The organism is Eubacterium ventriosum (assembly GCF_025150745.1).
Taxonomy (GTDB): Bacteria; Bacillota; Clostridia; order Lachnospirales; family Lachnospiraceae; genus Eubacterium_G; species Eubacterium_G ventriosum.
The window spans coordinates 739,409-758,250 of the sequence record NZ_CP102282.1; the positions used below are offsets into that span (position 1 = coordinate 739,409).

Genomic DNA, 18,842 nt, shown 5'->3' on the forward strand with positions numbered 1-18,842 from the left:
TTTTATTCCTCCTTCATAGTTTCAAATTCTTTATCCGCAAGTTTTCCGGTTTGTATAAGACACATCAGCATAACGCCGGAAGCCATTCCTCCGGCAAAGGTAAGGAAATGTGAAATCAGGTTCCACATAAGCATTCCTCCTAAAAATGGGTAAAGAAAAACGCCCACTTCAAAGTGAGCGCATCAACAGGTATCTATTTTGTTTTTGGTTTCAAGTGATCCGGCAGGACGATCTCTCCAACCGGGATTTCCCGCAGTTCCTTTTTCATCCGGTGGGTGAAGCGGATCGTCTTTGCCGTACCGCCGGTTTCCCGTCCGTCATATACAGCGATCACTCGGTCGGAGTGCTCCACCATATAGCGGTTTCTGTGGGAGTAGACGCTTGGGAGATATTTTTCCTGTATGACAACAACATCCGCACAAGCCTCCAGCAGTTCACGGGTTCTTGTTTTCTTATTCAGGCTGTCCAGACGTTTGCGGTAAGGGATCACTGCGATCAGCTCCAGCGCCGGATTGGTCTGCTTTCTTTCCAACACCAGCTCTGCAAAATACTGATCCACGCCATCTGCAAAGCTACTCATAAAACAGGTAAATCCATCTGTAACGGCAGCATCGATCTCATGTTCCAAAGCGGCTTTTATTTTGTTGATCTCATTCTGCGGTAAATCCCTGTGTCCGGTAACACAGCAGGTCTTTCCTTTCATCGGTCATCCCTCCATCTGATAGGTAAAATTCTTCACTTTTCACATAGTAATAGATTTTATTTAGCAAGTCAACGATAATACCCTTTTTCTCTTTGCGGATAATAAAGGGGTGTAAGGTACAATCTATTACAGAATGGGAGGTGAAGGCGATGTATGAAGATTTTGTCCCGGAACGATTAGCGAAGCTGCGGACACAGAAAGGAGTTTCCGCACGCGATATGTCTTTATCGTTAGGTCAGGCAAACAACTACATCAATAATATTGAGAATAAAAAGTCACTTCCCGCTATGCAGTCTTTTTTCTACATCTGCGAATATCTGGGTGTGACACCGCAGGAATTCTTTGATGAAGGAAATACCTACCCGGAAACCTTAAAGGAATTCATTGCAGAGGCAAGACAGCTTGATCCTCAATCCATGCAATATATCCTCGGTATTATGAAAGAACTCAATAGCAGAAAGTAAGCGGTCACGGTAAAGGCCGCTTTTTTCGTGACTTTCTTTATTATATTTTATAATGTTCTCGAAATGTCCGCTCCCTATACCGATAAGTATTCAAAAACTGTTCCCCAAACAGCCTTTTTCTATTCGCCGGTACTGCCAAAGCTGCCGGTTCCTCGTTCTGTTCCCAGATCGGTTACAAAATCCGCAATGACGATCGGCGTGATCACAAGCTGCCCGATACGGGCTCCCTTAAAAAGAGACTGCGCCTGATTGCTTACATTGCTGATGATCGCATGGATCTCTCCACGATAGCCGGAATCCACAGGCGGCAGTTCACAGACCAGACCTTTTACCGCCATGCTGGTACGGGGAAAGATATATCCCGCATATCCATCCGGTATTTCCAGTCCAAAGCCAAGAGGAATTTTGGCGATTTCTCCGGGCTGTAAGGTACAGTCATAGGGCAGATAAACATCCGCTCCGGCATCATTGCCATGCGGACGGTAAGGACGCTGGTGCTCCGGTACGCCAAAGTCGATCAGTTTTATTTTCATCGGCAGCCTCCTTCCCAAAGAGCAGGATAATCTTTTTCTAAAATATCCTCTGGCGTCATATCTGCCTGCAGTTTTCGTCCGCAGGTCATTTTACCTTCCAGACATCGATCCATCTGACAAAAAGGCCCGGTCAGTGATGGGGCAAACAAAGCAGGGCTTAGTTCATAAAGTTCTTTCCAGACCTTTAGCAGCACGATCCTTGTTTCATCTGTATTTCTCCGGCATACCCGCTGGCTGATGATATGTTTCCACTGATAAGGGGTGGCGCTGATGAGCAGTACATTCCGTAATCCCTGGGGCGTGGCATAGCCGGCCGCATCGTGCCCGCTTCCGGCAGTGCACAGGGTTTCATAACATTCCATGCTTTCATTACAGCTTTTTAAGTACAATTCCCGTACCACTGCCGGAGCCGTCATAATAGAATACGGGACAGCGAAATCCGCCTGTCCCGTATAGTTGCTGTACTGCAGCGATGCACTCATAAATTTTACTTCGTTCTGGTGGCGGGTGATCTGCGCCAGAAAACGCCTGCTGGCGCAGACAATGGCTACCGTGATCACCGCAAATTTCTGGATGGTAGGATGGGGAAGCGCCCCCATAGCTGCTACTGTCTGAACGCTGAATGATTTTTCGTAGAGCTCCATCAGGTCGTCCATTGAGGCAATCTTATGTCCCTGCTGGGTAAGCCTTGCCGCAAAGACCATGTTTTTTTCTGCTTCCGCTACCGCCTGGCAGTTCAAAATTTTTACTTCAATCTGTTTAATTGGTATGTCCCTCCTTTACAATCGCTTTCAGTAAGAACAGATAGTTAAGACTGTCTGTGATCTTTTCGTCCCATGTGTCCATCGGATAAACTGTTTCCTCGGCAAAGCACATATCGTATAGAGAAACAATATGCTTTGCCAGCATACCGGCAAGGGCACGCTGGGGCGTTGTATGCTGTAAAGCTGCCGCTGCCTTAAATGCACCCAGCCGGTCCGGGTCATCCCCGGTGTATTCTTTGGTTTTTCGTTTCAAGGTATCAGCACAGAGCCGTACCTGTTCGTCAAAAACGGCATTGACTTCATTTTGCGTAATATAGCATCCCTCCTTTGAAAACAAGAAACCGGCTATTCTAAAGCATCTTAGAATAGCCGGCAAATAAACGGATATGTAATTGTTATAGTGTATTGATCTCTTTTTCCAGTTCCCGGACCGCTGCTATGACTGTCTCAAATGTCGGAACATCTCCATACAACATATCCTGCATAGAGTTATAGTCCGCTTCCAATGCTGCGAACCGGTATTCCGGCGGGAGTAATTTTAATGTGCCCGGCACAGCCTCCGGGTACTTCGCCCATGATCTGGGATAGAATTTCATTTTGAAATCTACAACTTTCTTCAGGAGATCCAGCCTGGAAAAAGCAGCTTCTTTGACCGGTGTTGCAGCCATGCGGTAGAGATCATAATAATGTCTGGAATACCGCTGCGGCATTTCCAAATGTTCCGGTCTGTTCGCTTCATGGTGCAGGATTGTGGCTTTTTCCCAGAAGGTCCGTTCCGGGGCAACGGTAAGGATTGCAGTTTCTTTTTGCTCAAAAATCTTCGGATAATATTTTGCCGCGTATGGTTCGATCTGCGCTGTTTTTGCAGGAGTCCACGCTGCCAGCGCACCAATCTCTAAACGGATCACCTGTAAGGTCGCCGTATTTGTAAAAAGGTGCGGATAGGCGAAAATGACCGTCTGTTTATCCTTTTCATCTATGTAGACATTTGCTTCACAACCGATTTCCTGGGATAAGCCGGCTTTGACTGCCGGGCAGAATGTTTCGGACAGAAATACCTCCGCACGCGCATTGGCTTCTTTGTTAAAAGCATCCTGTTTTGTATTGGAACGTTTCTCCCATGGTTCATCTTTGCCATATCCCAATACACGCCAGTCCAGAATCAAATCAATATCTTCTGAAAACCGGCTGATCAGGTGAAAGGCTTTTGAAAGGCTGGTACCGCCCTTAAAGGTGATGGACTCTTTCCATGGTGAGCGGTGAAATAAATAATCCAGCGTAAAACATACCCAAAAGTCTTTTTCTACAATGGCATCATTCAGCCCCATTTTATCTGCTGTATTTCTGAACAGCTCCCTGCGGTCGTTATCTGAAAGTCTTGCTATATTTCTCATTGTACCTTTTCACCTCCACAAATCTGCCGTATCGTATCGTAAACCCAATCCGTAGACTCTGTTGCTTCCTTCAAGCAAGCCTGTTTATCCTTGGCTGTCAGTTTTTCGGAAAGCATCTGTATGACTTCTGGCGTAACATTCGATCTGCCAAGCGTTTTTAATGCCTGTATAACCAAACTTGTCATATAGGACAATCCGGTAATCTCTTTATTGGTCCGGTGCTTAAATTCCAGCTTTGTAGAGTTCCACTCGTAGGTCTTATATGGACCATCGCTGATATAGGACCATACTGCTGTTACCTGTGTTGAAAGACCTAACAGGTTCAATGCTGTATTCCCACATGGGGCAATCGTCCAGTGATAACTTCGTGCCAATGCGTTCGCCACCGCTTCCGGGTCTGCCGCCACATATTCATCCAGAAGTTTGCTATATTTTGGTTTTTCATAAACTCCTTTCAAAATACGGCGCAATGTTCCTGATTGCACTAAACGACTTAAACTTTGACGAATAGTGGATGTATCTGCAATATCCGCAAAATCAGACATCACAAAAACAGTTCCATCTTCAAGAGAAAGAACACGCTCTCGTATTCGTTTTGTATATCCGTTGTCCACAATACCGCCTCCCTTCATGTCACGAATATTATATATTATTCGTGACATGATTGCAATAGGTCCTATTCCTCTTATTTTGAGTGTTCCCATTAAAAATCTGATTTATACATCAAAAATCAAAAATTTTGCAAGGCAGTACAGTTTTCATATATGTCACATATTTTATATATTATTCGTGACATCAGGCAGTTGGCAGGTAGATCCAGTCGTGCATCAGGCACACGCTGGGTTCATCCTCCCTGGGAACCAGACGGTAGGTACATTCCCCATAGACCGTGCGTTTGTCCTCGATCTCCATGCCATAGGCTTTATAAAAGCGGTATTCCAGATTGGAGATAATACAGCGCAGGGTTTGCAGAGCCTCCCTCTGAGCTGATACGATCAGGTCACGGTCAATGCTGCGCTTCAAAAACAGCAGCGATTTGTAAAGCTGTACCTCTGTGCGGTAAGGGCGGCAGTCTTTCGTTTCCAGCCATCCGCAAAAAGCGACCGGTCCGCTCTGGATCACACTGCGGTCCGGGTGATAATACTCATAGCAGTCCAGGTTTGCCGTATTCAGAAGATAGAGCATTTCCCGGACTTCATTTTCCGGCATGTCATAAAACCGCAAAAGCGAGCGGTAAAGATGGACATAGCCGGGAATGGAAATCATGGTATTTACCATAAAATAAAATCCTCCTTGTAAACAGCAGGTGCGGGAGCTTTTGCCCCCGCACCGTCTAGAATCTATATTTCGTTATCTACTTTCACGAGTTTTCCCATGACAAGGAAGCGTCCTGTGCCGCCCGGCGTACAGGTAGAAAGGGTCAGTACCTTATCGCTGCAGGTCACAGTCACATCACTTTCCACCGCGGAACGTTCCTTCATAGCTGTAAGCCAGGTAGTATAAGCACCGTCATCCTTCCAGGAAAGCTGCCAGGGAGAAGTTTCACTGCCGGATTCTTCCGGCTTTGCTGCAAACGCCGCAAAGATCTCCATGACATAACCACCCTTCGGAGTAACGAGATACATCTGCCTGTGGGTATCAAAGTAACTTTGTTCATCGTACCGGTTCAGCAGAGCAAACATGGAACCATCCCGCATATTATGGCCGTAGACGATCGTATTGCGGTCTGAAAAACCTGCCTGATTTTCATAGTCGGCAAACAGGCAGCCAACCTTGTTGTAGGTCCCGTCATAAAGATGGTTCAGGTAATACTCGTTGTTGTCAGTCTGCGTCACCGGATAATTGAGCACCGTATCAGGAAGGGAAAGCCATCCGATGATGTCCGGTCCATTTTCACGGAGCGCTTCAAAGTCTACCGAAGGCAGGACAATATCGGCATCGTCCTGTTTTGTTTCCGTTGGATCGGTTGCCTGTTCCGGGGAGGCTGTCTGCTCCGGTACTTCCACATATCCGGCAAGATCCTGATAGGCATCTTTACTCTCGGCATACTGGTTTAAGTCACGGAACACCAAAAAACCGCTGCCAAAAGCCACCAGAACGCAGAGTGAAAGGACAGAAATCCCGACAGCCGTTCTTTTCGGGGAAGTCCTGCTGTATTTTCCCTTTTTGAAATAATACACAGCAAATACGCTGCCGCCAATCAGTGCGGCTGCCAACAGTCCGCCATATAGGAAAATATACGGATCATCCCCGGTCTGCGGTACCGGCTTTTGAGGGGTGGAAGGATTGGACGGAACAGAAGGTTTTTCCGGCTTCCCCGGCTTTTCCGGTTTTTCATTAAAGAACTGGACCGTAGATGTCTGGTCAGCTTTGATCTCCACCGTAGCGGCATCAGGGATGATGTAATCCTTGCTTGCCCGGTTTGCAACTTCTGTTACGGTATAAATACCGACACGAAGGCCCTTTACTTCAATTACACCGGATTTTGGAGTGGTGAATGTCTCGCAGTAGGAGCCGTCCGCGCTCTTGACCTCGATGGCAAAACCATCTTTGCGCCCGTCGCTGGAATCCTTTGTGATCTTTAAGTTGCCACGGTAAGCCTCATTGGTAAATCCGTGCCCGGCTTCTCCATTTTCCACAACTGCGACCTGTCCATCTTCTGTGATGGAAAAATAGTAAGCGTTTGGATCAGGCTGATAGCCCTCCGGCGCTTTGCTTTCTTTTATAAAGTAGCCGCCAGCCAGAAGGTTTTCCGCCGTATGATAGCCTGCATCGGTTTCTTTCAGCGTACCGATCTTTTGATCGTCAGGATCATATTCCTGGTTGGCGTTGGAATCCGCATACAGGTCGAACACCGCACCGGGCAGGAAACGCAGGAAAGAATTCTTGTCTTTCTTATCCTCCTTTTCCACAGGGGAAGGTCCTTCCACAGCTTCGGTTTTAGTTACCTGCACACTGCCGCGGATCAGGGTGTTTTCCACACGGATCTCAATATGCTGTCCGTCTGCACCGATATATACATGGTGCTGCTGCGGGCTTACTGTATAAAGGTCAGGGGCAGAGATCTCCTTGACGATCCAGTGTCCGTAAGGAATATTCTCAAAGGAAAAACTGCCGTCTTTTCCGGTAACAGCAGTAAGCAGTGCATTTTCTTCGGTAAATTCTTCTGTATCAGGTCTAAACAGTCCCATGAGCGCACCGGCCAGCGTGACATCTTCGCCGCCTTCCGGGTTTTCCCCAACTTTTACACCGTCTACACGCCCGCGGAGAAGTTCATTGGAAACAGCCTTGCCTTCATTGACAAGGATCTGTACCAGGGCGGTTTCCTGTCCGGCATATTCAAAGACGACCGGATATTTCTGATCCGAAAGGATATAGGCGCCGTTGGTCGTGCGTTCCTTGACATAATAGCTGCCAAAAGGCAGGTCGGAGGCGAAGGAAGCACTGTAACCGCCGGATTCATCAGACGAAACAGAGACCACTTCCAGAAGTCCATCTGCCGGGATCACGCTGCCATCTGCCGCCGTCAGGTCTGCGGAAGCATAAAGTCCAAAGGAAATATCCTTATATTCCTCGTTCATGCCAAGACCGAACAGGTCATTGGTCTCCATTGCCTTGAAAAGTGTGACATCCACTTTCTGTCGTTCGTCATAAAGACCTGTTGCTGCCTGTGTGACCTCCACGGTCTCACCCGCATAGGTCAGTTCCACATATTCCGGTTGAGGATTCAGCACACAACCGGAAGGAGCCTGACGTTCCTCCAGACGGTAACGGCCAAGATAGAGAAGCCCGCTTTTCGCTGTGCCGTCCTCGCCGGTCGTAAGGGTTTCCACAACCGTATCTTTTTCTGCCCGCAAGGTACCGTCACCGGTATAAATATCTTCATCTGCGATCACGTCATAGATCGCTCCGGGAAGTCCGGAAACCTCATACACAGGTTGGTACAGTCCGTCGTTTTCCTGGACAGAAGCAAATACTTCTCCGGTCTTTGTGATGGTAAGCTGGCCTTTCTGCGGCATATTGTACTGAGTGACCGTCACAACCGCCTCGCTGCCGTCAATGGTAAACGGTACCGGCCGATCGGAAAGCACATAGCCATAAGGGGCAGCCACCTCATAAAGTTCATAATCCCCAGCGGCCAAAGGCTCCGGCAGCATCAGCCAGCCCTCGTCAGAAACATAGAAGGTATCCAGTGTTTCCGGGTTCGGATAGTAGACGGTCTGGGTGATAAATTCCCCGGTGGAAAGATCCTTGATCTGAAAACCGGTTCCGGTCACAGGGATAATCTTTCCGGTCTCTGCGTCACATTTTTCAACTTTCAGACGGGCTGTGATGGTGCGGTTGTTCAGAATATAGCTATAAGTCTTTCCGTCAGAGGAAATGAATACCGTAAAGTCCGGGACAAAGGCTTTGCCTTCCTCGCCTGCGATCTGATGGACCGTATAATGCCCATAAGGAAGCGGTTTACTGGAAGCAAAACCATCCGCATCCGTGGTAAGAAGGTCACGTTCACTTTCCTTTGCCGCGTCATAGCTTCCGGCTGCCTTTAAGTAAACTTCAAAGACTGCGCCTGCTTCCGGGCGTTCGATGATACCGGCATTGGAATCGTCGGTATTTTCGTCCTCAGGCACATCCGGGTCCAGGTCATCGGTGTGCTTGACAAGCTGGATATTTCCGTAAATAACCGTTTCCGTCACCTGATTTTCTGTGGTATTGAGTTCCACTTCATACTGGGAAGGGGATGCACCCACTTCATAAATAGTTTCATTCAGAAGATACCCGGTGCTCGGTTCGATTTCCCGGATCGTCCAGCCATCCCCGCATACATAATAGCGGGTCATAAAGCTGCCATCTGACCCGGTAGTATAAGTGTCGATCAGTTCGCCATCACGGAAGATCCCATAGGTCGCCCCTGCAAGAGTGGCATCCCCCTGAGCATTTCCGGTGTCAGCATCACTCTTTACCACATGGACGCGGAATTTCTTCAAGATATTGCTGAAATGTACCGAAGAAGTCTGCCCGCTTTCAATGGTCACGTACTGTGCGGAAGGGGTCACATAGCGGTCCACCGGAAGTTCTTTTACCAGATAGGTTCCCGGCAGGAGCTTCTTTTCAATCTGGCCGTTTTCTCCGGTCGTAACTTCCTCATTGACTTCATTTCCCAAAATGTCCGTACCGGAGATATGGAAGGTGATACCGGAAACAATGGCGTCCTCACTGGTCTTGACAAGTTTTGCAGTACCGTAAGTTTCCGTTTTGATCTTTACAAAGAAGGAAACCGGATCGCTGGCGCCGGTCATCATGGTCTGGTAGCCGGGTCTGCCCCAAATCAGCATGTCGTTTGCCACCGGGATATTCTTTCGGAATTCAAACAGCACCGGGTCCATCATCATCTGCCTGCTGGTAAAGGTGTATTCATTTCCGTTTCTTGTCACAGAAACGCCGCTGCCTTTCAAAGCCTCCAGGTCGATCTTCAAGTTGTTGGTATCTGTGACCGTCAGGGTATAGACCTTTTTTTCAACATCCCATTTCAGTTCCAGTTCCGGTGCTTCGCTTTTCTTAGAAGAAGTAAAGGAAGGGACTGTGGAATGGGAAGCAACCTGTGCCAGAATCCAGTCATAGGCTTTTTCTGCCGGTCGTCCGGCGATCACGCTAAAATACTGGTCGGCGTCTGCGTGGCCGTTTCCGTGGCGGCTGTACGGATCGCTTCTAAGCTGCTGCTGGTATTCCCAGAGGATGATCTGGGTCGCCATCTTATAGTCGTCCTCGTTGATCCCGGAAACAGGGAGCGCCGCACCGGGTTTCCAGCCATAGATCGCAGTCAGGGTGATCCCCCTCCTTGCCTCGGCAGGAAGCAGGTTCAGATATTGGCTGTTGGTCCCGCTTTCTGAAACATAGGTGTTTTCCGAAGTATGGTAAGGAATCCCGCTCTCCACACAGTAAACCTGGTGGCTGATCCCGTCAGAATCCGTCAGCATATAATGCCGGTAAGCATTGCCCCCGGAACTGGTGTGTACGTCGATGGTTCCGTCTGTATGGTAGGCAAGATAGGTGTAAGGCGCCGGGGCGCGGTAGTGGTTCCCATCAGAGCCTACATACTGGTCGCCCAGCCAGGAGCTTGCCGTCTGTCCGACAGACATGGCAAAAGCCTGAGCCGGAAGAAGCCCCAAAATGCTTGCCATACAAAGCAAAAACGCCAACAGCTTGCGAAAGCCGCGGCGTCTGGTTATGATATGTTCCATGAAAAAATCCTCACTTTCATAAAATCTAAAAGGACAGCCTTATTTGCTGTCCTTGTCGTCAAAATCGTCCTCTGAAAGATATTCCGGTTCCCCGTATGCCTCATCCGGGTCAAAGCCTTCGCCATAACCGTCATCCTCAAATTCCGCATCGTCCTCGGCCTGCTGTTTCGGACGCACGATTTTTACATAGTAACCGATTCCGCCGACCGCAAGTAAGGCAACAAGGATAAACAGGATCGTGCCGACGCTGCCGGTTTCTTTCTTCGGCTTTTCCGGTTCTGCCGGTTTTTCAGTTTCCGTCGGCTTTTCTTTTCCTTTGCAGCCATTTAAGTCATTTTTGCAGACCGGGCAGCCGGTATTGACTTTTCCCGCCTCACATTTTTCTGTGCAGCTGCAGCTTTCTTCCTGGGGAATCATGCTCATGCTGCCATTGTTCTTTTCTGCAAGCGCCATCAGGTCGGACTCTGTGACGCCGTTTAAGAAGTAGACATTGTTATCTTCCCGTTTCCCGTCGATCACCAGATAAAAGACATTGCCCGCGTCCGTAGTGATGGTGTAAAACTGTTTTTCCCCATCCGTACCACTGATGTTGTCCTGTACCGTTCCGGTGCCTTCCGGGGTAAATGCACCTTCCGGGACCGCAGAAGTATTTTCCTGCTGTCCGGTACTGTTATCTGAACCGGAAGAATTTCCGCCGCCGGAAGGAGTTGCAACGTTTGAGCCGGAAGGTTTTTCTTCCTTAGGCGGTTTTGTCTGTGTACCGGACGGACTCTGGGGTGCTGCCACAGCAGGTTTCTTTTCAGGAGCCGGTTCTTTGTAATACGGATTATCCAGCTTTACCGCATCAGAACGGTTTCCTGCATAATCCTTTGCGTATATGCTTACCTGTTTTTCTGTTCCTGCATAATCTTTTAGTGCAACCGACGCTTTCCCATCGGTAAGGGAGTTGATACGGTTTTCATCAACAAAGACCGCCTCCACGCCGGATAGATCGTCACTGCTTTCTATTTTCAGGGCATCGCCCTCCAGGGAAGCAGTCAGCGTTGGCGGTGTGGTGTCTTTGGAACCGCCGGCATGAGCCGTTACAGGTAATGCGCTGACACTTACAAGAAGCGTAAGCGCCAGCAGCAGGGAAAGTTTTTTAAGCCTCATGCACATCCTCCTTCTCCTGCGGTAAAATAGTTTCCGAAGGGGCCGCCTGCTGTGATTTCAAAAAATCCGCAAGCTGCTGGGGCGTCAGTTTGAAACTGCGCGCCACCGCCACATAATCGGTATTTTCCAGCTCCGTTTTCTGTTCCTCCAGCTTATGGAGCTTTGCCTGCATTTCCGCAATCTTTGTTTTGGTCTTTTCAATTTCCTTTTCCAGTTTTTCAATTTTAGGATTCAATTTATTACCTCCAATCTGTTAAGGCAGACGCCCAAATGTATAAAAATGCTGCTGCCAGTAGCTTGTATTGATGTTGGCATAAGAGATCGGGTCTCCGCAGTGGATCATCATTCCATTTCCTACATAGATCCCTACATGGCTTGCGCCGCTGGTATTGTAGGTCCCCTGGAAGAAGATCAGGTCGCCCGGTTTTGCATCTGCGCTTGATACCGGCGTACATACACCTAAAAGACCGTCCGCAGTCAGCCTTCCGAAATTCCAGCCGACGCCGCAGTTGTTGATCACCCAGGACACATAGCCGGAACAGTCAAAGGAAGTGGAAGGGCTTGCGCCTCCCCATACATACGGATAGCCAAGATATTTTTCCGCCTCGGCCATCATTGCAGCAAACTGTTCATCCGCAAGGGCTTCCGGTGGAATGTCATAATCGAAGTAGTTTCCTGTGCCGCCTGAACCAACTTCCGGCAGGTGCCGTTCGCTGGTATCGCCGGTATCAGCAAAATACAGGGGATTCAAATACTGACCGTCAACCAGGACTTCTAAATGCAGGTGGGGACCGGTGGAATTTCCGGTATTCCCGACCTTTGCGATCACATCCCCGGCTTTGACCTCCTGCCCGGCAGAAACAAGGATCTGGGAACAGTGCCCGTATTTGGTCGTCAGGGTATGTCCTTCGTATGCCTCGCCTTCAATGGCAACACATAAGCCATAACCGCTGGCATTTCCCGCAAGGGTGACTGTTCCGTCATGCCCGGCAAGGATCTCTGTGCCCTCCGGCATCCCGATGTCCACACCGGTGTGATAGTTCTTTTCCCCGCTGATGGGATGTACCCGGTAGCCGTAGTAGCTGGTCACATAAGGGAGCCAGTTGGTGCCAAAGATATTTTTGACATACTGGCGGTTTCCTTTTGTCTGCAGCAGGATCTCGCAGATCTCTTTCTGGTCTGCGTTCATCCGGGAAACGACCAGGTTTTCCAGAGGTGTGACTGTGAGCTTGACATTTAAGATGCGCCATTCATAAGGCACTTCCTCCTGGGTTTCTTCCCCGGTTTCCGGGTCAACGGAAGTTTCGGTGCGGTAACGGATCTCGGTTTCTTCTGAAAAGGACAGGGTATATTGTTCCTGGAAAAGCTGCCGCAGCACGCTTTCCACTTCATCGTAAGTAAATCCCTGATAAGCAGAAGTCAGATACCCCATCAGCACATACGGGTCATGCTCGATCGCACCCAGGTTATACCGGTATTCGTCATAACCGGGGCGGTCTGATTCCACCCTGTCTATTTCCATTTGCAGATCTGTTTCCCACTCGGTATAGGTAAGCTCCGCCTGATTGATGTCCTGATCGTCTGCAAGATAGGTAGAAGCAGCCAGACTTCCCAGACCGCCGGTCCCAATATTGGAGAACGTGGAAAACAGGGACATGATCAAGAAAATTACCAAAAGGAGAAGCAGGAGGACAAGGCAGATCATAGGGTGCCGTTTGACCGCATGGACAATACCGACGCTGACCCTCTCTGTTGCGACTGCGGCATTTTTTGCCTGTTTCCCGGCTTCACGGGCAGCCTTGGCATACTGCCTTTTCAGTTTTTGTTTCTGCCATATCCGGGCAATCGCATGTTTCTTCAGCTCCGGGTGGTCGCTAAGAGCCTGCCGGTAGGCAAGTCTTGCGTTGGCCTTTGCTGATTTTTGCTGTAATTTCGCTGCCTTTCGGTAGGGGGCAGTTTTATGCCGGTGATATGCCGTGCGAAGCCCCGCCTCGCCCACAAGTTCAGAGCGGTGGGCTGCCTTGATCCCCACATTTTCATCCTCTGCCTCATAAATCTTTTTATGAGCGTAACCAATGGCAGTATTGGCGCCCGCCTTGACCGGACGCAGGGGTACAGGTCCTTTTACATGGGCCTTTTGGGATTTAACCTCCTTTTCAAATTTTAAGTGTTTTTTGGCTTTTCCGGTCTCCGGGTCGGAAACCGTCTCCATGCGCAGTTTCTTCCGGGCCGGCAGACGATTTTGCGCCTGCTCTGCTTTTTGTGCAGTCCGTTCCGCCTTCCGTCTTGCATGGGTGAGCTTTTTATCCTTTGTCTCCGGTGGCAGTTCATCCGCAGTAAATTCCAGCTTGGATGTTTTCGGCGGTTCGCTATCCACACCCTTTTCCTTTTGTGCTGCCTGTTCCTCCGCCTGTGCCGCTTCCTGAAAACGCTGCTGATATTTGTTCCCATGCTGATGTGTCCGATAACGATGTCCCTGACCGGATCTGTCTGTGCCGCTCGGTGGGGCTGATCCTTCGGAAGAAGGTGCATATTGTCCGGTATCATGGTCTGTCACATCCTCTGTTACAAAAGAACGCCTGGAAACCTCCTGCCGGAAATTGCTTCGTCCGTTGTCCTGTGTCGGGGACTCTGTTCCGGTAGCATCCGGTATCTCAAAGCGATCCGAAAAAACATCCAAAGCGGCCGCATAAGCATCGCCCTGTTCCAGCAAGGACACCGGTGTTTCCGGTGATAGCTGGGAAAATTCCGTCTGTACAGGGATGTCCTGCCTGTGTGTCTTGCCGTTGACAGAAGAAGGGGTGTCCCGTGCCCTGCGCAGGTCAAAATCCTGTTCGGTCTGCCTGGCTGCCGGTTGATCTTCCCCGTGGGAATCACGCACCGGCATCCGGGTATCTTTGCGCTTTCTTTGAAACTCCCTGTCGTGTGCCATTGTTCTCACCTCCGATCCATTTTAATTTTTGTCTCACGCTTTGGTCCCCGCTATTTCATCCGGTCTTGTGGTAAGCACACTGTACAACAGTGTGTCCTTCGGGAAGTGGTCCACAAAGGGGATGATCACATTTCCAAAGAACAAAAGCCCCTCGCCGGGACCGGAATGGGTCACATAGGAAAGCTGGTGCGGGGAGATTCCCAGCTGCTTTGCCAAAATCTGACGGTCTCCCTGGGCCTGGTTGAGCATATAGATAAAGTCCGAGTTCTCAAAAATGTTCTCGATCTCACGGGAAGCCAGAAGGTCCTTGACGTTCTGCGTTAAACCTGATGGGATTCCGCCCCATTTACGAAAGCGTTTCCAGATCTCCACGCTGAAACTTCCTGTCTGCCCTTTCAAAAGAAGGTGGAATTCGTCGATATAGAACCAGGTTGTTTTATGTTTGGAACGGTTGGCCGTAACACGGTTCCACACCGCATCCTGCATGATCAAAAGCCCGATTTCCTTTAAGGCTTTTCCCAGTGATTTAAGCTGGAAACACAGTACCCGGTGTTGATCCATTTGGATATTGGAACGGTGGTTGAACACGTTAAGGGAACCATTGACATAGATTTCCAGCGCAGTTGCGATATTCTGTGCCTCCGGTTCAGACTGTTTCAAAAGCAGCTCGTAAAGATCGCCTAAGATCGGCATATTTTCCGGGCATGGGTCCTGCAGGTATTCCCGGTACACCAGTCTGGTACAACGGTCGATGATCGTCCTTTCAATAGGGGAAAGCCCTTCTTTGCCGCCGATGATAAGGTCACACAGCGACAGAATAAAATCACTTTTCAAAGTGATCGGGTTTTCATCATCGGAATAGTCCAGATTGATGTCCATAGGGTTAATGTAGTTTGTGGAAGTAGGGGAAATATCAATGACCTGCCCCTGGGAACCGAACTGCTGCACCAGCGGCCCATACTCATTTTCCGGGTCAGCGATAATGATGTCGTCCTCCGTCAGAAGGAACACATTGACGATCTCACGCTTGGCAGAGAAAGATTTACCGCTTCCTGGGGTACCGAGAAACAGCCCATTGGGATTTTTCAGCGTTTTTCTGTTCGCCATGATCAGGTTATTGGAAAGGGCGTTCAGACCGTAATACAACGCCTCGCCCTCCTGGAACAATTCACAGGTGGTAAACGGTACAAAGATCGCTGTGCTGCTGGTCGTAAGCCCGCGCTCAATTTCAATCTGGTTCGTGCCAAGAGCAAGCGAGGACATAAGCCCCTGTTCCTGTTGGTAATCCAGCCGTTTTAAGGCACAGTTGTATTTCTGTGCCACACCCGAAGCGGCAAAAATATCATTAAACAGCTTCTGACGTTTGGCAGCGATATTTTCCACCAGTACCGTCACAAGGAACATGCGCTCATTGCGGCTCTGTAAATCCTGCAAAAGATTTTTGGTTTCCTCTCCATAGGTGGCAAGGTCGGTGGGAATGATGTCCATGTCATACCCGGATCGGACCGCTTTCTTTTGTTCCTCAATGGTCATTTTCTGCAGGTCCGACATTTTACGCTTGATGTTTCGGATCGCCTGCGCCTGGTCGATAGACTGGATATGCAGGTTGACGGTCACGGCGTCGTTTAAGTCAAGAAGATCCGCTAAAAGCCGGTCGGTAAGCTCCGGCGCCAAAATCTGCAAAAAGGAGACAGCACCGGAATGGTCGCCTACCCGGAATGTCTTTCCATCCTTTGAAAAAGACAGCCCGGATGGGGAAATGAAGTCTTTGGTAGAAAGACCAGTCTTAGGCAGATCCGACCACTGGAAATGAAACTTTTCCTGACCGTCCGGGTGAAGCTGGCTGTGAAGAAGTTCCAGACGTTCCAGTCCGTTTAAGGATCTCGCCTGAACTCCCAGGGTCTTGAAATTTGCCAGCACATCCGTTTCAATGCGTTCCAGACGCATTTTCGCAGTACGCAGGTCATCTGCCTCGATTCCAAAGGTAATGTATTTGCGTTTGGTGAGACCGTTATTTCCTTTCTGCAACTGGTTCTTTAACATATCCCCGTATTCCCTGCGGATTCCGTCATACTCGTCGCCGCGGGGAGGGATGTCAATGCTTCTGGTAAAATCCTGCATATTGGCCCGCTGGTTGATAAAGGTAAGCTGCACATGGATCGAGGCATCGAAGTAATTTAAGAAATCGCAGTAACCCTCGAAGATCTGTGCTTTATCATCTGCCTGTGCAAGCTGATAGTTAATATCAAAAAACTGCACCGTTTTGGTGTAAAGGGTATCAGTCAGCCGGCAGATCCCATCCCGGTACATTTCACGGTAGGGGATGCTCTGCTGGACCGTCTGCGGGGCATCTGCTTTCAGCCCGGCAAAAAAGCCGCCTTTTTTAGACGGCTTGGAACGGGCAGACTTAGTTTTGCCCTGCTTTGCATCGGCTCTGGTCTTTTTGGCCTGCCTGATATTTTTTTGCAGACGCTTTTCCTGAGCTTCCTGCTGCTTGTTTTTTGGCAATCTTTGTAACCTCCTTCTTTGACATAGATTTATACAGGTTATCCGTCCTGTATGGACGGTCCTTCGGCCAGAGCTTATAACGGAGCCGGTTCTTCAAGATCTTTTCTGCCGGCTGCCCGTCACGCTCATACATGGCGAAGAAGAAAAAGGGCATCATCAGCCCGATCATCAAAAGTACAGCCGCCGAATTGCCGATCGCCCCGCGGGTAAAGAAATACACCGGAAGGCCGACAAGTCCGGCAAGGCTGAAACAAATAAGCTGGCGCTTCGTCAGATTGAAGGCCAGCTTAGTCTTAACTTTGGTTAAATCCTTTGGTACAGGTACATAAGGCATCTATACACCTCCCATCGTAATATAATTTCCGGCCCATTACCGTGCACCGAAATCGCGTACCGGTTTCTCCGCAGCCGGACATTCCCGCACTTCCTGAGCCGCATTTTGCAGCCGTGCCAGGACAGAAACAGCCGGCTCTCTCTGACACAGGTATTCCTGGCTGTCTCGGATTCCGGCAATATTTTCCCGAATATCCATATCCACGTCGAACACATCTGAAACCGGCATAAGCCAACGGTCTGCAAAGTATTTCAAAGGATTCTCAAGCGCCAGCACATCATCCAGCATTTCATCCCTGAACTCAAACTTTGTTGTCAGATAGGAATACGCCTCCTGCATGGCTGTAATTTCAGCAGCTTTTTCAATTAAGGATTCCTTATCTCTTGACATAAGGCTTTCCCTGTAAGCAAAGTAATTCTGTCCCAGCCGTTTCATCAGGAGCGTATATTTGTCCTGTGCGGAAGGTTCGCTTGTGAAATGTTCAAATTTTTGCTCTGCATCAATTTCTTTGAGAAGATCGCAGATCGGGAAACTGTGTTCATGGTTATTTTCTTCCCAGCACCATCGGGCTACATCCAACGGGTCCTGAAAAGAAAGAAGTGCCTCTACTTCCGCCGGAGTAAATACATGCTCAACCTTCAGATAATAGTGGAGTTCCGAAAATCCCTGCAACTCGTAAATGCTGCCGATGTTCTGTGCATCCAGCATATCCGCATGAACCTTCAAACACTCGTCCAGCCGTTCCATAAGCAGCCGCTTTGCATCTTGTTCTATCAAAATCACCCCTTTCGCTCCGGCATAGTCAGCGTACAGTTCACTTCATTGCCCCATACATCCCAGCCGGGAGTCTTTTGTCTTGCAAACAGTTCCACTCTGGGCTGATCGCCCATGAGTTTTACGATCTTATCCCGCACCTCGTCCGGTTTCTTGCTGTGCTGCTCAATATGGGAGATCACAAACTGATGGATTCCCGCACACTGGCGTTTCGGACGGCCTCTGGTTGCCAGCAGGCAGACCTCCGCGTTTGAGCGGGTCCAAAAGCCCATGCCATAAAACCAGCTATCCGCTTTCCGGTTCTGTTTGAGCCATAGAAAAGCTAGCGTTTTATATTTGAACCCCCAGGCGTCGATCACCCGGAAGGCTTCATTAAGCTGCGGAAAGGTTGCCCACAGAAAGAGGGCGCTGTCTTTTGCGGCAAGTTCCGATACCGGCAGGGCACAGATTTCTTCAATGCTCATTGTGGGGTAATGGTTTTCCGCAACGCCGCTTCCATGTTTCCTGTCATAATGCCAGGGCGGATCGGCATAGATAATGCCGTACTGTTTCGTTTCCGGCATTAGCGAGCCTGCTCATTCTTAGATGGGGCAGGTTTAGTCGGCTGTTCTTTGACCTTACCGGCATTTTCCTTCAATGTACCGGTCAGGGAAGGTTTTTCCGCAGCTCCCTTTGTCGCTTCAAGAGTCGCCTGCAAATTTTCAATAGCCTGGCCGTACCCATCAATGAGAGCATCGTTGAGCTGCTTGCGGAACTCTGCCGTAACCGGCCAGCAGACATCTTTCCAGTTGCCGCCCTTATCCTGGGTTGCGGGCATATTGACATACAGCCCCTTTTCACTGGAACAGATACGGAAACCGTCAATCTTAAAGCATCCGCCAATCGTAACATTGGCAAACGCCAGCAGGTTTCCCATTGGAGCAATCGGACGCACGCGGACATCCAGCTTCATGCCGTTTGCCATTTCCGGCGTCTGTGTTTCCGGCGCCATTTTTTCTGTATTGGTTTTACTCATATATAAAATCCTCCTTTTTAGAATTGG

The 18,842-nt window shown here is 49.3% G+C and carries 18 protein-coding genes; 1 reads left to right on the forward strand and 17 read right to left on the reverse strand.

Annotation, left to right across the window (positions count from 1 at the left end):
- Window positions 1-2: 2 nt before the first annotated feature.
- Both NQ558_RS03260 and NQ558_RS03265 read right to left on the reverse strand, forming a co-directional pair.
- Entirely contained in the window at window positions 3-128 is a 126-nt protein-coding gene (locus NQ558_RS03260) for a DUF3789 domain-containing protein (protein WP_074038089.1), read from the reverse strand.
- Window positions 129-193: 65 nt separating this feature from the next.
- Window positions 194-703, reverse strand: a complete 510-nt coding sequence (locus NQ558_RS03265) for an SLOG family protein (protein ID WP_005361115.1) — start codon at window positions 701-703, stop codon at window positions 194-196.
- A gap of 149 nt (window positions 704-852) precedes the next feature.
- Between NQ558_RS03265 and NQ558_RS03270 the strand changes: the two genes are divergently transcribed.
- Window positions 853-1,167: a helix-turn-helix domain-containing protein gene (locus NQ558_RS03270; RefSeq protein WP_005361112.1), complete on the forward strand. Its 315-nt coding sequence runs from the start codon at window positions 853-855 to the stop codon at window positions 1,165-1,167.
- A 119-nt stretch (window positions 1,168-1,286) separates the two neighbouring features.
- On the opposite strand, the gene NQ558_RS03275 is transcribed toward NQ558_RS03270, so the two are convergent.
- The 15 genes from NQ558_RS03275 to NQ558_RS03345 all read right to left on the reverse strand — a co-directional run bounded on the left by NQ558_RS03275 (window position 1,287) and on the right by NQ558_RS03345 (window position 18,815).
- Entirely contained in the window at window positions 1,287-1,700 is a 414-nt protein-coding gene (locus NQ558_RS03275; RefSeq protein ID WP_005361111.1) for a dUTP diphosphatase, read from the reverse strand.
- Entirely contained in the window at window positions 1,697-2,440 is a 744-nt protein-coding gene (locus NQ558_RS03280; RefSeq protein ID WP_279310223.1) for an FAD-dependent thymidylate synthase, read from the reverse strand. Before NQ558_RS03280 ends, NQ558_RS03275 begins: the two co-directional genes overlap by 4 nt.
- A gap of 19 nt (window positions 2,441-2,459) precedes the next feature.
- Entirely contained in the window at window positions 2,460-2,801 is a 342-nt protein-coding gene (locus NQ558_RS03285; protein WP_227274983.1) for a hypothetical protein, read from the reverse strand.
- A 58-nt stretch (window positions 2,802-2,859) separates the two neighbouring features.
- The gene (locus NQ558_RS03290) at window positions 2,860-3,858 is read right to left on the reverse strand and encodes a nucleotidyl transferase AbiEii/AbiGii toxin family protein (protein ID WP_005361105.1); all 999 of its coding nucleotides are present in this window, start codon (window positions 3,856-3,858) and stop codon (window positions 2,860-2,862) included.
- Window positions 3,855-4,562: a DUF6088 family protein gene (locus tag NQ558_RS03295; protein ID WP_242652123.1), complete on the reverse strand. Its 708-nt coding sequence runs from the start codon at window positions 4,560-4,562 to the stop codon at window positions 3,855-3,857. The genes NQ558_RS03290 and NQ558_RS03295 overlap by 4 nt, the downstream gene beginning before the upstream one ends.
- A gap of 91 nt (window positions 4,563-4,653) precedes the next feature.
- Window positions 4,654-5,136: a hypothetical protein gene (locus NQ558_RS03300; protein WP_015542949.1), complete on the reverse strand. Its 483-nt coding sequence runs from the start codon at window positions 5,134-5,136 to the stop codon at window positions 4,654-4,656.
- A gap of 62 nt (window positions 5,137-5,198) precedes the next feature.
- The gene (srtB, locus tag NQ558_RS03305) at window positions 5,199-10,100 is read right to left on the reverse strand and encodes a class B sortase (protein ID WP_040446578.1); all 4,902 of its coding nucleotides are present in this window, start codon (window positions 10,098-10,100) and stop codon (window positions 5,199-5,201) included.
- Between the two features lie 39 nt (window positions 10,101-10,139).
- On the reverse strand, window positions 10,140-11,252 hold the full coding sequence (locus NQ558_RS03310) for a DUF4366 domain-containing protein (protein ID WP_005361100.1): 1,113 nt from the start codon (window positions 11,250-11,252) through the stop codon (window positions 10,140-10,142).
- Window positions 11,242-11,487, reverse strand: coding sequence for a DUF4315 family protein (locus NQ558_RS03315; protein ID WP_040446576.1), 246 nt, complete (start codon window positions 11,485-11,487; stop codon window positions 11,242-11,244). Before NQ558_RS03315 ends, NQ558_RS03310 begins: the two co-directional genes overlap by 11 nt.
- Window positions 11,488-11,505: 18 nt before the next feature.
- Window positions 11,506-14,184, reverse strand: coding sequence for a CD1108 family mobile element protein (locus tag NQ558_RS03320; protein ID WP_005361096.1), 2,679 nt, complete (start codon window positions 14,182-14,184; stop codon window positions 11,506-11,508).
- Between the two features lie 33 nt (window positions 14,185-14,217).
- Window positions 14,218-16,692: a VirB4-like conjugal transfer ATPase, CD1110 family gene (locus tag NQ558_RS03325; RefSeq protein WP_198006738.1), complete on the reverse strand. Its 2,475-nt coding sequence runs from the start codon at window positions 16,690-16,692 to the stop codon at window positions 14,218-14,220.
- Window positions 16,592-17,026, reverse strand: coding sequence for a PrgI family protein (locus tag NQ558_RS03330; RefSeq protein ID WP_005361092.1), 435 nt, complete (start codon window positions 17,024-17,026; stop codon window positions 16,592-16,594). The genes NQ558_RS03325 and NQ558_RS03330 overlap by 101 nt, the downstream gene beginning before the upstream one ends.
- 36 nt (window positions 17,027-17,062) lie before the next feature.
- Complete coding sequence (locus NQ558_RS03335) at window positions 17,063-17,809, reverse strand: hypothetical protein (RefSeq protein ID WP_226875830.1); 747 nt, start codon at window positions 17,807-17,809, stop codon at window positions 17,063-17,065.
- Window positions 17,806-18,363, reverse strand: a complete 558-nt coding sequence (locus tag NQ558_RS03340; protein WP_005361089.1) for an MT-A70 family methyltransferase — start codon at window positions 18,361-18,363, stop codon at window positions 17,806-17,808. The genes NQ558_RS03335 and NQ558_RS03340 overlap by 4 nt, the downstream gene beginning before the upstream one ends.
- Window positions 18,363-18,815 carry a SpoVG family protein gene (locus NQ558_RS03345; protein WP_005361086.1) on the reverse strand — a complete coding sequence of 151 codons (453 nt, stop codon included), beginning with the start codon at window positions 18,813-18,815 and terminating at the stop codon, window positions 18,363-18,365. The genes NQ558_RS03340 and NQ558_RS03345 overlap by 1 nt, the downstream gene beginning before the upstream one ends.
- Between the last annotated feature and the right edge of the window lie 27 nt (window positions 18,816-18,842).

What these genes read in the sequence shown, in the direction of transcription:
- NQ558_RS03260 (WP_074038089.1), bottom strand. Translation starts at nt 128, where the DNA reads ATGTGGAACCTGATTTCACATTTCCTTACCTTTGCCGGAGGAATGGCT.
- NQ558_RS03265 (WP_005361115.1), bottom strand. Translation starts at nt 703, where the DNA reads ATGAAAGGAAAGACCTGCTGTGTTACCGGACACAGGGATTTACCGCAG.
- NQ558_RS03270 (WP_005361112.1), top strand. Translation starts at nt 853, where the DNA reads ATGTATGAAGATTTTGTCCCGGAACGATTAGCGAAGCTGCGGACACAG.
- NQ558_RS03275 (WP_005361111.1), bottom strand. Translation starts at nt 1,700, where the DNA reads ATGAAAATAAAACTGATCGACTTTGGCGTACCGGAGCACCAGCGTCCT.
- NQ558_RS03290 (WP_005361105.1), bottom strand. Translation starts at nt 3,858, where the DNA reads ATGAGAAATATAGCAAGACTTTCAGATAACGACCGCAGGGAGCTGTTC.
- NQ558_RS03295 (WP_242652123.1), bottom strand. Translation starts at nt 4,562, where the DNA reads ATGGGAACACTCAAAATAAGAGGAATAGGACCTATTGCAATCATGTCA.
- NQ558_RS03300 (WP_015542949.1), bottom strand. Translation starts at nt 5,136, where the DNA reads ATGGTAAATACCATGATTTCCATTCCCGGCTATGTCCATCTTTACCGC.
- srtB (WP_040446578.1), bottom strand. Translation starts at nt 10,100, where the DNA reads ATGGAACATATCATAACCAGACGCCGCGGCTTTCGCAAGCTGTTGGCG.
- NQ558_RS03310 (WP_005361100.1), bottom strand. Translation starts at nt 11,252, where the DNA reads ATGAGGCTTAAAAAACTTTCCCTGCTGCTGGCGCTTACGCTTCTTGTA.
- NQ558_RS03320 (WP_005361096.1), bottom strand. Translation starts at nt 14,184, where the DNA reads ATGGCACACGACAGGGAGTTTCAAAGAAAGCGCAAAGATACCCGGATG.
- NQ558_RS03330 (WP_005361092.1), bottom strand. Translation starts at nt 17,026, where the DNA reads ATGCCTTATGTACCTGTACCAAAGGATTTAACCAAAGTTAAGACTAAG.
- NQ558_RS03340 (WP_005361089.1), bottom strand. Translation starts at nt 18,363, where the DNA reads ATGCCGGAAACGAAACAGTACGGCATTATCTATGCCGATCCGCCCTGG.
- NQ558_RS03345 (WP_005361086.1), bottom strand. Translation starts at nt 18,815, where the DNA reads ATGAGTAAAACCAATACAGAAAAAATGGCGCCGGAAACACAGACGCCG.